Here is a 12,430-nt window from a genome sequence, read left to right on the forward strand (position 1 = left end):
CCTAATTAAATTGCATTCTTTTTTCAATCTTGCAAAAAATAAATTGTAAAATTCCACATAATAACCAATAAACTAGAGCTGCCGCTATATAGGATTCAAAGTAACGATAATTTAGTGCTGCAGCGTATCGAGCTGTAGCTACTATATCAACGACTCCAACCGTAAAAGCTAAAGATAATGCTTTAATCATCTTTAAGAAGCTATTTAAGAATAATGGAGTTACGGTAGCAATTAATTGTGGAATTATAATGCGTTGATAATTTTGCTTTCTTGTAAACCCTATTGAATATCCCGCTTCTATTTGCCTATAATCAATTGATTGAAAAGCACCATAAATATTTTGTGCTTCAATCGCTGTATCCAAGGCAATATAGGTTATCAATACTATTAATACACTGGGAAAATTATTAGGATCTGTCGTAATACCAAAAATAGATAATAATGATGCTCCAGCTTCAGGCAATAAACTGTAAAATGAGTAAATGAATAATTAAGGGAACACCACGCATGTATGATATAAAAATATTTAAAACTGTAGTCAAACCAGGAAGTTGTTTTCTTTTCAAGATTGCGATAAGCAAACCTAAAATAATACCAAAAAATAAAATCACCACTGCTAAGAGAAGCGTTCTAGGAACTGCAGTAAGAACCATTAAAAAAGTTTCCCATATAACTTCAGGTGTAAAAACCACTTTTTATCCTCCAATCTACAAGTACTCTATCATTCGATTTTCCATTTTTTGAGTAATCCAATCGATAAGAGAACATAGTCCCCAATAAATTAATCCAATGACTAGATATACTTCCATTTGGTTAACCCCGTAATTATTAGAGATGATGATTTCTGCTTCTCCCATCATATCTACTAATCCAATTAGATATAACAACGAAGTATCTTGTAGTAAATCAACAAGAGCATTAGATAAGCTTGGTAGGATAGTCGGTATCATTTGAGGAATAATAATTTGCTTATGAACTTGCCATTTGGTCATCCCAACACTTTCTCCAGCTTCAAACTGGTCTTTGGAAACTGCTAAATAACCTGGACGTAAAATTTCTGAAATAAAAGCTCCGTTAAACAATACTAGAGCAATAATCGAATATGTCATTCGACTAGTTTGATCAATATTAATACCTATCACTCTCAGAAGTACCGGCAATCCATAATAAATCATAAAGATATGAATAATTCCTGGTGTACTTCGCATAAACGACACGTACATTTTTAACATTTTATCAATCAAAGGTATTCGTTTTAACCTTAATACAGTCACAATACTTGTTAGTAATAGTCCTAAAATTGCTGAAATAATAAAAATATAAAGAGTAGTCGGTAAATATTTCAACAATATTGGAAATATTCTGAATATAAATTGTATATTCACACGCTCACCCCAACTTATTTAATATTTTATTTCCGAACTGTGATGAGGAACACAGTTCTTTATGTTAATTATGATTCAGTTATTTCATATTGGAACATATCTTCTCCATACCATTTTTCAGACAATTCTTTTAACCGACCGTTTTCTTTTAATTCTTTAATTCCTTCATCAACAGCTGTCTTTAAATCTTCTTGATCAGGAGCAAGAACAAAATATGTTGGATTAACTCGTACAGGTTCCTCAACCGGTTCAACGTTTAAATCTAATTCATCAATAATATCGTTCGCTCCAATATTTGAAGGGATAACAACTGCATCTTATTTTCGTTCGTCAATCGCTTGGAATTGTTGAGCAAAATCGCCACTTTCGCCTAGTTGAATATCAATTTTTTTATCTGGATGGTCTTCATTATATTCTGTTAATAAATTGAAAATTCCTCCATTTGGAGTGACTGGATGGACTTTTTTATCTGTTAAATCATCTAGTGTTTTAATAGAATCATCATCTTTTCGTTTGTAAATTCGGATAATGCTTGCACCAGAATTTTCGTCAGGAAATAGGTATAAATCTTCCCGTTCCTTGGTTTTATATAAACCTCCACCCATCATTTGATATTTTCCAGTATCTAAACCAACTTGAGTTCCTTCTGCATCGGCACTTTCAATATTGAAGTTATAATCATCAACCACTTCATCAAGTGCTTTAATTGTCTCTACTTCATATCCAGTTAGTTCTCCAGAATCATCTGTAAAACTTAGAGGTTTTGATGAATTTTCTACAGCTACTGTCACTTCTTTAGCATCTGGATTACTACTAGATTCTTCACTAGATTCTCCACCTTGTCCGCATGCAGCGAGAATTAAAGCCATACCTGCTGCTAACAAACTTTTCTTTTTAAACATTTTATTCTCCTTCTTCAAATATATCCCTAGAAATTTCTTGAACAAAATCGATGGTTCGTTGTTCATGGGCATGGTTAAAGATTTGATCTGGACTTCCATCTTCAATAATATAACCATCTTCCATAAACACTACTCGATTCGATACATTCTCAGCAAAAGCCATTTCATGGGTCGCAATTATCATCGTAATTCCTGATTTAGCCACTTCTTTTAAGATTTTAAGAACCTCAACGGAAGTTTCAGGGTCTAACGACGATGTTGGCTCATCTAAAAGCAATACTTGTGGTTTTAAGGCAAGTGCTCTAGCAATACTAATTCGTTGTTGCTGACCACCTGAAATTTCCTTAGGATAAGCATCCAATTTATGTCCTAACCCAACACGTTCAATTTCTGCTTTAGCTATTGATTCAGCTTCACTTTTATCAATTCCTTGAACAATAACTACCCTTCCATGACGTTTTCCAATAACGTTTTATTTTTAAATAAACTATAATTTTGAAAAACCATCGCTGTTTTCCGTCTCAAATCAATAATTTCTGATTCTTTTGCTTGGTTAACATCTAGAACTTGATCAGCAATTTGAATGGTACCTTTATCTGCTTTCTCCAAAAAATTAATGGTCTCAACAATGTTGTTTTTCCAGTTTCACTAGGTCCAATTAAGGCGACCACATCACCTTCATCAACTGATAAATTAATTCCTTTTAAAATTTTCTTATCACCAAATGACTTTTCAATGTTCGCTAGCTCTATCAACTCTTCACCTACTTTCTTTAATCAATCCACATACTAATCCTTAGTTAATTTATTATATATTTTGAAAGCGGTAAATTTTCCTACTCATAAGTATAAAAAAGTCTGGAACCGAACGTTCCAGACTAAAAACAAATGGATTATTTTGCTTTGATATAATTTGTTCCTCCAGCTTTAGGCCCTGATGCTTTTCCTAAGAAAGCAACGAGGACAACAATTGTAATCAAGTACGGAAGAATTTGTAAGTAAACCGATGGAATTTCATTAATAACTGGTAATTGTCCACCTATGATACTTAAACTTTGTGCAAAACCAAAGAAGAAAGCAGCAAATGTAGCTCCCATAGGATGCCATTTACCAAATATCATAGCTGCTAACGCCATAAATCCTTGACCTGCAATGGTTCCAATTGAAAAACTACCAGAAATCGATTGGGCGAATAACGCTCCACCCATACCAGCAAAAAGTCCTGAAAGTAAGACTCCTGAAATTCGATAGTTATCGACATTAATCCCTAATGTATCAGCCGCCTGAGGATTTTCTCCAACTGACCGCAAACGTAAACCATAGCGAGTATTATAGATAACAAACGTTGCTAATGCCCCTAATATAATAGCGACATAGGCAAAAACAAACGTGTGATTGAAGAAAATATCTCCAATAACTGGAATTTTTTCTAATAGCGGTACTGATGCATATCCAATTGTTTCACTAATATTATCAGTTTGTCCTTTACCATCAAAAATAACTTTAGTTAAGAAGACACCGAGTGCGGGAGCCATTAAATTTAAAACCGTTCCTGAAATGATATGATCTGCCCGTGCTTTGACAGTAGCATAAGCGTGAATGGCAGCATAAAGCACACCCACAAGGCCACCTAAAATAATCCCTAAAATAGGCGTCCAATCACCTAAAGCATCAGCAAACGTTAAGTTAAACACGATACCAATGAAGGCACCAATTACCATGGTTCCTTCTAAACCGACATTAACAATCCCTCCACGTTCAGAGAAAGTTCCGCCGATAGCCGTTAATACTAATGGCGTGGAATAAACTAAAGTTGAAGTAACAATTAAAGAAATTAAACTCACTGTATCCATTAATCTATGCCTCCTTCATCTTTAGCTGTCCCTTGTGAAGAACTCTTTTGATCATGATCTTTATGAAGACTAGTTACTTTGTCTAGTCCTTTCTCAACAAGATAGCTAATAGCTACAAATAATAAAATTAAGGCGATGATAATACTTACAATTTCAAACGGTACCCCTGCACCTGTTTGCATATTCAAACCACCAATTTGTAATGCACTAAATAAAATGGCGGCTAATAAGATACCAATTGGTGCACCTGCACCTAATAAACTAACAGCCATTCCATCAAATCCAATAGATAAGTTTGTGGTCTGTACGAAGAAGTTTTGATAAGTTCCTAATCCTTCAACAACTCCTCCCAAACCAGCAAACACACCAGAAAGAATCATAGATATAATAATCGTTCGTTTACTACTCATCCCTGCATTTTCAGAAGCAAACGGATTAAGTCCAACGGCTCGGATTTCAAATCCTAAGGTTGTTTTCCGAATAATAACCCAAATAATCACTAAAGCAATCAGTGCGAGAATTAATCCCATATTTACTCGAGAGCCACCAAATAATTGAGATAACCCAAGAACTCTTAAACTAGCATTTTCAGATACCATAATCGATGAGTCCACTGAGGTTCGATAAGCTTCTGGCCACACATTTTGTAAAATATAAGTACTAGAGTACAAAATGATATAATTCATCATAATAGTGACAATAACTTCACTAGTCCCAAAGAAAGCTCTTAAAAAACCAGGAACAAAGGCAGCAATAGCGCCCGCTAATGCTCCAACTAAAATACAAGCAGGTAGTAAAATAGCTTTAGGTAAATCAGGAAAAGCCAAAGCCATCCAAATAGAAGCCACCCATCCTGCTAACGCTTGACCTGACAATCCAATATTGAAGAAGCCAGCCGAACTAGCTACCATAAATCCAATAGCTGTGAAAATAAGTGGGGTCGCTTGTCTTAATACTTCTCCAAATGATCGCATAGAACCAAAAGCACCTTTTAATAAAGAACCATATCCTGCTATTGGTTGGTAGCCAAAAATGAGCATAATTAAGGCTCCCGCTAATAGTCCTAGTATAACTGCAATTATCGGAACTGCAATTTTTCGCATCTGTTGTCGTTGACTATTCACTGCGTTCAGCTCCTTTCATATGACTTTCCTCTGCTGCTTTACGTCGAGAAGAACCAGCCATCAATAAACCTAATTCTTCTTTATTCGTTTCTTCAGGTGTTAAAATACCTGCCACACTACCATCATGAATAACGGCAATGCGATCAGATAAATTTAAAATTTCATCTAATTCAAAACTAATTAGTAAAACAGCTTTTCCTTTATCACGTTCAGCAATTAACCGTTTATGAATATTGGCAATAGCTCCAACATCTAACCCACGAGTTGGCTGAGCGGCAATAATAAAATCAGCATCTCGATCAAGTTCACGAGCGATAATCACTTTTTGTTGGTTACCACCAGATAATGAGCCCATCGTATTATCAACACTCGTTGTTCGAACGTCAAAATTATGAATCATTTCCTCAGCTTTTTGACGCATAGTTTCTTTTTGCAAAATACCACCTTTACTATTTGGTTTACGATAGTAAGTTGGTAACGACAGATTTTCAGTAACACTCATTTCTAATATCGAACCATATTTTTGACGATCCTCTGGAATATGAGCTAATCCAGCTTCAGTTAATTGACGAGGTTTAGCATTCGTTACATCTTGCTCATTAAACGTAATGGTTCCTGACTCAACTGACCGTAAACCAGCTAATGCTTGAACTAATTCTGATTGTCCATTGCCATCAATTCCAGCCAAACCGACAATTTCTCCTGCCTTTAAATCAAGTGAAAAATCTTTTACCGCCAATACTCCCCGATTTTCCTTAACGTTTAAATCTTTCATACTGATAATTGTTTGACCAATATGAGCAGGCGCTTTATCTTGTTTGAAGGATACTTCCTCACCAACCATCATATTGGCTAGTTGTTGGCTAGTAACATCAGCAACAGGAACAGTTTCAATACTTTTTCCCCGTCTTATAATCGTGCATCGATCAGCGACCGCTTTAATTTCATCGAGTTTATGGGTAATTAAAATAATTGCTTTACCTTCTTTTGCTAAAGAACGTAAAATATTCATTAATTCATCAATCTCTTGTGGTGTTAGGACAGCAGTTGGTTCATCAAAGATTAAAATTTCTGAACCACGATACAACGTTTTTAAAATTTCAACCCGTTGTTGCATCCCAACAGATATATCTTGAACTTTTGCTTTAGGATCAATATCCAATTGATAAGTATCCGACAACTGTTTAATCTCTTCCTCTGCTGTTGCGATATCTAAGCGTCCACCATTAGTTGTTTCACTTCCTAAAATGATATTTTCAGTAACGGTGAAGGCATCGATTAACATAAAATGTTGATGAACCATTCCAATACCATAATCATTGGCTGATTTTGGTCCGTCTAGAGTGACAGGTTCCCCATTAATGAAAATCTGTCCAGATGTTGGTTCCAACAATCCGGACAGAATATTCATCAACGTGGATTTTCCTGCACCATTCTCACCTAGTAAAGCATGAATTTCACCTTTTTTTAAATCAAGGTTGATATTATCATTAGCTTTAAACGAGTTGAAAATTTTTGTGATATTGCGCATTTCAATCACGTTGCTATTTGACATTTTTTCACTCCTAAAATTTTTCTGCTAATTATTTTTATGGTTCAGTTGGTACTTCAATGTCACCATTTTTAATGCCTTCTTTGGCATCTTCAATTGCAGATTTTGCTTCATCAGATAACTGACCATCTGTAATACCAACACCATCATTTTCTAAACCATATTCAACGGTTTCGCCACCAGGAAATTCGCCATCTTGAGCTTTTTCAACTAAGTCAACAATTGATTCCCCAACATTTTTAACTGTTGATGTTAGTGTAAAGTTTTCTTCTTTTCCATCTAACGTATATTTACCTTCATCTTCTTGATCACGGTCAACACCAATTACCCAAACTTTTTTATCGCCAGCTTCATTAATCGCTTTAGCTTCTTGGAATAATCCATTTCCAGTACCACCAGCTGCAGCATAAATAATATCTGCATCTTGGCCATACATACCATTAGCAATAGATTTACCTTTGTCAGGTGCATCAAATGCTTCTGCGTATTGAGTAATGACTTCAATGTCTTTATCTAACTCTTTAGCACCAGCTTCCACTCCGGCTTTAAATCCAGCTTCGAATTCACCAATAACTTGACCTTTAACTCCACCAATAAATCCAACTTTATTTGTTTCAGTTGTGTGTGCAGCAGCAATACCTGCTAAGTATGCTGATTCTTGATCACGGAATGTAGCTGAAGCCACATTTTCTTGATCTTTAATCTCTTCATCGACAATAATAAAGTTTGTATCTTGATTACGTGAAGCAGCTTCTTCAATTGCTGGTTTTAATTTAAATCCAACACCTGCAACTACGTTGTATCCACTTGAAATGGCTTGATCAATATTTGGTGTATAATCAGCATCACTTTTACCTTGGAATACTTCATAACCTTGTCCTTGTTCGAGATTATTGTCTTCTCCCCAAGATTTAAGACCTTCCCATCCTGATTGGTTAAATGAACGGTCATCGACTCCACCTTGGTCAGTTAAGAAAGCAACTTTAGTATCAGAGTCGCCACCAGAATTAGAATCTCCAGAATCATTGCCATTACCACAAGCCGCTAATAATGTTACAGCACTTAATCCTACTAGACCCATACGGAAAATTTTCTTATTCATCATGAATATTCCTCCCACATAAACTCGTTTATTTTACTCTTATACTATAGCGTATTTTTTGATAAAAATCTATAGTTTTAGCGAATGTTAAATACACATTTTTTTATATCGTTCGTGTTTATATTAATTGTATGCAGTTACATTCACTAAATAAGCAAAAACTTCCAAATAAAAAACGCTTTCTTTACCATATATATAATTACTTCCGAATAATTCGCTTATGGCACAAAAAAAGACTGGCTCTTCACCAGTCTATAGCTTATATTTTTTTCATAACTTGTTGTGGAACTAAACGATTAAGATGACGAACGCCACGAATAATCCAACTTTTTTCTAATTCTTCTTTGGTTGAATGTTCATGATACTCAATGGATAAGATAATTCCAACAGATAACATATTGTTAACTAATGAAGTCCCTCCCATTGAAATAAACGGAAGTGGAATACCAGTTAATGGTAGTAATCCAACAGACATTCCAATATTTTCTACAATATGGAATGTTAACATCATAACAATACCAGCAACAATCGTCGCATAAAACGCATCATGTGTTTGATAACTCACTGCAATCATTTGATAAATTAAAATAAAATAAAGCAAAATGACGAGTGCGCCGCCTATAAATCCAAAATTTTCCCCAATTGTCGCAAATATCATATCAGATTCACGTACAGGTACATATACTTCAAAGTTTCCAATTCCTTTACCGATAATGCCACCTGACCCTATCGCTTTTAAACTTTGAGCTAATTGATAACTCTCATTCGCTGTATTTCCAAATGGGTTTAGCCATGAATCAATACGAGCAAATTGATAAGATTGAAAACCAAAGAATTCTAAAATATCACGATTATAAATAACTAATAATAGAACAAAGACAGCTATAAATATCCCAATTAGGAACGCAGGAGTAATAATGTGCCAAGTAATGCCAGAAACAAATACAACGCCAATAAACATCACTAAGAAAACTAACGTTGTCCCTAAGTCATTTTGTAAAATAACTAGTAATAGTGGCGGTAGCGTCCATGATAACAATTTCATTAAAAAGGAAAAATCATAACGCATCCGTTCCTTGCGATGCATTGCCTCTAAACCATCAATTCTAGCGTCCTCATTATATTGATGGACGAGACGTCCCATTAATAAAATATACGCAATTTTCATAATTTCAGACGGTTGAAATGATATTGGACCAATAGTAAACCATGACTTCGCCCCATTAGTTATCGCTAATTCCCTATCATAGAAAAACAATACAAGAATCAGTAATATAATACCGATAAAATAACTCACAACCGCAAAATCATATAATGTCTGACGATCAATTCGCATTGTAATCGCCAAAAGTCCAAAACCAATAATATACCATACAGACTGCATGATAGTTGGCGTTAACGAACCGGTTGAGAATTGTAAATAAGTGGTTGAAAATATCATTCCGATACTTAGTAAGGCCAAAATAATAACTACGGTTAAAATTGTATAATCAATTCGTTGATTGCTTTTTTTATTTGGTTTTGTTCTTTGATTGGAGGTACGTTGTTTTTCCAATCTTATTCCTCCTCAAGTAAGTCTTTTCGTGTTAAATGACCACGATACACATCATCATGATAAATATTAGTATAATTTTCTGAAAAATATTGTGTCGTTTTTTGTGACTTCTCTTTTACAAATTCTAAATTTTTCATGATATAAAACATTCGATTAACTAAAGCACCAACAATTAACACGATACTAGAAAAATATAGATACAACATTAAAACAATGAAAACGCCAATCGTCCCATTACTTACTGACGACCCACCAAAATAAGTCACATATAAGCTAAAGAAACTACTTAGTAATAACATTAATAATGAAGATAAAATTGCTCCAGGAATATTATAAATAATCGCATAATGGTGTTTAGGAATAATTTGATAGATATACATAAGCATTAAGAATAAAACAATTAATAACGCTGGCCATCGTAAACTCGTAAATAGGCTAATCAATTCGGAAGGAATAGGGAAAAATCCACCTAAGAAGTCCAAAATTGACTGTCCAAAAACGAAGATCATGCTGACAGCACCAACACCGATGACTAATGCCATAGCTAATAAGAAGGACAGTAAGCGTGTTACAATAAAATTATTCGTATTTTCGACTGCATAAACACGATTCAATACATTTTGTAACGTATTGAATGCCACAGATGCTGACCAAATTGACAAGATAAACCCAACCGAGATGACTTGTGGGTTAGCTGAATTTAAAAAGTCCTGTAAAGTAGGTAAAATTAAAGGTTCAATTTGCTCTGGTAAAAATTGTGCAATTAGATCGATAATCATTGCAGAATCAATTGGCAATAAAGGGATAATATTAGCAACTAATAATAAAACTGGAAATAATGCTAATAATAAATAATACGTCATTTCTGCAGCACTACCAGCTACATTCGCTTGGGTTACACTCTCCATAAAAACGGGAAGATTATCTTTAATCTTTTTTATGTTCATATCTAGAAACCTCTTTCACTTCTCATTTATGAAAAAGCGATAACTAAAGTCGTAATCTTTTTCATCTAACCCTTTTATTATATGAAACTATTCAAGGTTTCGCTACTATTGTTTATTTAAAAATTCAGATTTATCAAGCAATCTAAAAAAGGCCAGGAAACAACATCCTGGCCTTCACTAAAGAATCTATTCTTTTGGTGTGACATTAGACCAATCCGCATTAACAACATTTTGTTCCATTAAATGACCATGTTCGCTATCATAACGGTAAATGGTAATCAAGTTCATTTGTTCTTGGTCATTTGGGCTTTGTTTATGAACTTCAATTTGGACTAAATTATCATTAAGTAAAATTGGTGTAAAAACGTAACTATTGCCTTTAAACATATTTCCAGAAGCTTCGTGAATTAGTGGTGCAGCTTCATTTAATAATTCTTCGGCACGTGAATTATCAAATCCTTGAGTATCATCGGTTGATTCTTCAGCTGCAGATTCTTCATTAACCGTATCGCTCTCTGAACTATCGACTTCGCTAGAACTAATTGCGCGTTCTTGGCCTGTTGATTCTGGCATTGGGGTTTGAATAATGGACTCTTCTTCAGGTGTGAATTCACCGTTTGTTTCACTTTCAGAAGAAGTAGATTCTGAATCAGTCGACTCTGACTCTTCTGAATTTTCATCTTTGGAAGAATCAGACTTCTCTGAACTAGAATCTTGATTTAATTTTGTTTGATCATCTTTTTCTTCAACAATAGGTTCAACTTGACCAGATTTTTCATCACTGTCTTTATAAGAAACATCGTCTTGCGATGGACTACAAGCAGCTAAAGTAATAGTGGCTACAGTAGCTAATAAAACTTTATAATATTTTTTCATAAAATCTCCTCGTCTCTTTTGTTTTCTTTATTTTACCATAGAATGACTGTTTCCTGATTTCAACTCGGATACTTTAAAAAGAATTTAATTATTTAATATAAATAGTTGTATCAGTCTTAATTGTAAAATTATTAACTTTAAACACTTGATAATCTAAAATAGATAATTTATAGTCGCCTTTTATGACAACTTTCTAATTCTAATCAAAAAACCTTATCATACCAACGTCATAAACGTTAATATGATAAGGTTTTTACCTATCTTGAGAGTGGGATTCGAACCCACGACCTACGGTTTAGAAGACCGTTGCTCTATCCAACTGAGCTATCCCAAGAACAAAAGATAACTACTACATTATATCGTGGGTTCGTCTTTTTTTCAAGTACCATTTTAAAGGACGAGATATTCCTCCAAAATTATTAATTCTATTAGTTGCTAAACCATTTTAAAGAGAGAATAAAATTTGAATTAACCCGACAATAACTGATAAAGCTATAAGAATAGTAAAGATTGTCATTAGCAATGATGGTTTTTCCTTAGATGATTCTTTCTTCCGATACTGACGTTCTGCTTCTATTTGATGACTAATTTCATGTTGAAATAGATTTCGTCGTTAATCTTATTACAAGTCTGATTGATAAGATCACGGTCATGAGAAATAAGTATGAAACCTAATTTTCTATTTCTCAAGCTCTCTATTAATTTTTCTTTTTGCTTTATATCTAAATGAGATGTAGGTTCATCTACTAACAAAAAAGCAGATTTATTTGAAAGAAGTTTAGTTAGTTTCAGTCTTTGAGATTCTCCTGGACTGTTATTTGCCTGATTGTCTACTTCAGCTTTTAAATAGTCTTCTTCGGAAAACTCTAATTCTTCCTCCCCGTCGAGTAAATAAGCAATATTTGTTTGTATGTCTATATAGCCAAAATATTCTGTATCGTGACCCGATAGGATTCTTAAAAGACTTGTTTTCCCAACTCCATTATTGCCAATTAAGCCAATTTTATCATTTACATTAATCGTCAATTTTTTTATAGCGAATAAAACTTTATCCCCTATTTCTTTTTCTAAATGGTCTATATATATATCATAAATCAATCCTCCTTATTTTTGAGAGAATTTAACCTCTCTTATT

Annotated in this window: 13 protein-coding genes, 1 tRNA gene and 1 pseudogene; all 15 read right to left on the reverse strand. The window is 34.1% G+C overall.

The features are described 5' to 3' along the window. Window position 1 precedes the first annotated feature (1 nt). The 15 genes and pseudogenes from B8955_RS03150 to B8955_RS03215 all read right to left on the reverse strand — a co-directional run bounded on the left by B8955_RS03150 (window position 2) and on the right by B8955_RS03215 (window position 12,393). Window positions 2-463, reverse strand: a complete 462-nt coding sequence (locus tag B8955_RS03150) for an ABC transporter permease subunit (RefSeq protein WP_159444423.1) — start codon at window positions 461-463, stop codon at window positions 2-4. Beyond that, window positions 456-692 (reverse strand): hypothetical protein, encoded by a 237-nt coding sequence (locus B8955_RS03155; protein WP_084098437.1) that lies wholly within the window; start codon window positions 690-692, stop codon window positions 456-458. Before B8955_RS03155 ends, B8955_RS03150 begins: the two co-directional genes overlap by 8 nt. 15 nt (window positions 693-707) lie before the next feature. Next, window positions 708-1,385 carry an amino acid ABC transporter permease gene (locus B8955_RS03160; RefSeq protein ID WP_159444424.1) on the reverse strand — a complete coding sequence of 226 codons (678 nt, stop codon included), beginning with the start codon at window positions 1,383-1,385 and terminating at the stop codon, window positions 708-710. 68 nt (window positions 1,386-1,453) lie between these two features. Further along, window positions 1,454-1,690, reverse strand: a complete 237-nt coding sequence (locus B8955_RS07080; RefSeq protein WP_200804257.1) for a transporter substrate-binding domain-containing protein — start codon at window positions 1,688-1,690, stop codon at window positions 1,454-1,456. Window positions 1,691-1,702: 12 nt separating this feature from the next. Beyond that, window positions 1,703-2,287, reverse strand: coding sequence for a transporter substrate-binding domain-containing protein (locus tag B8955_RS07085; protein WP_200804253.1), 585 nt, complete (start codon window positions 2,285-2,287; stop codon window positions 1,703-1,705). Between the two features lies 1 nt (window position 2,288). Beyond that, window positions 2,289-3,042 (reverse strand): annotated as a pseudogene (locus B8955_RS03170) (amino acid ABC transporter ATP-binding protein). Window positions 3,043-3,179: 137 nt separating this feature from the next. Continuing rightward, window positions 3,180-4,139, reverse strand: coding sequence for an ABC transporter permease (locus B8955_RS03175; protein WP_084098441.1), 960 nt, complete (start codon window positions 4,137-4,139; stop codon window positions 3,180-3,182). Next, window positions 4,139-5,242 (reverse strand): ABC transporter permease, encoded by a 1,104-nt coding sequence (locus B8955_RS03180; protein ID WP_407639091.1) that lies wholly within the window; start codon window positions 5,240-5,242, stop codon window positions 4,139-4,141. Before B8955_RS03180 ends, B8955_RS03175 begins: the two co-directional genes overlap by 1 nt. A 13-nt stretch (window positions 5,243-5,255) precedes the next feature. Beyond that, on the reverse strand, window positions 5,256-6,818 hold the full coding sequence (locus B8955_RS03185; protein ID WP_084098445.1) for an ABC transporter ATP-binding protein: 1,563 nt from the start codon (window positions 6,816-6,818) through the stop codon (window positions 5,256-5,258). 34 nt (window positions 6,819-6,852) lie between these two features. Beyond that, the gene (locus B8955_RS03190; protein ID WP_084098447.1) at window positions 6,853-7,920 is read right to left on the reverse strand and encodes a BMP family lipoprotein; all 1,068 of its coding nucleotides are present in this window, start codon (window positions 7,918-7,920) and stop codon (window positions 6,853-6,855) included. Between the two features lie 256 nt (window positions 7,921-8,176). Then, complete coding sequence (locus B8955_RS03195) at window positions 8,177-9,472, reverse strand: FtsW/RodA/SpoVE family cell cycle protein (RefSeq protein ID WP_234983512.1); 1,296 nt, start codon at window positions 9,470-9,472, stop codon at window positions 8,177-8,179. A gap of 2 nt (window positions 9,473-9,474) precedes the next feature. Then, entirely contained in the window at window positions 9,475-10,419 is a 945-nt protein-coding gene (locus B8955_RS03200) for a YihY/virulence factor BrkB family protein (RefSeq protein WP_084098449.1), read from the reverse strand. 186 nt (window positions 10,420-10,605) lie between these two features. Continuing rightward, window positions 10,606-11,295 (reverse strand): hypothetical protein, encoded by a 690-nt coding sequence (locus tag B8955_RS03205; protein ID WP_084098451.1) that lies wholly within the window; start codon window positions 11,293-11,295, stop codon window positions 10,606-10,608. 260 nt (window positions 11,296-11,555) lie between these two features. Then, a tRNA-Arg gene (locus tag B8955_RS03210) sits at window positions 11,556-11,629 on the reverse strand. Between the two features lie 239 nt (window positions 11,630-11,868). Then, the gene (locus tag B8955_RS03215; protein ID WP_084098453.1) at window positions 11,869-12,393 is read right to left on the reverse strand and encodes an ATP-binding cassette domain-containing protein; all 525 of its coding nucleotides are present in this window, start codon (window positions 12,391-12,393) and stop codon (window positions 11,869-11,871) included. Window positions 12,394-12,430 lie beyond the last annotated feature (37 nt).

The organism is Aerococcus suis, from assembly GCF_900176325.1.
GTDB lineage: Bacteria > Bacillota > Bacilli > Lactobacillales > Aerococcaceae > Aerococcus > Aerococcus suis.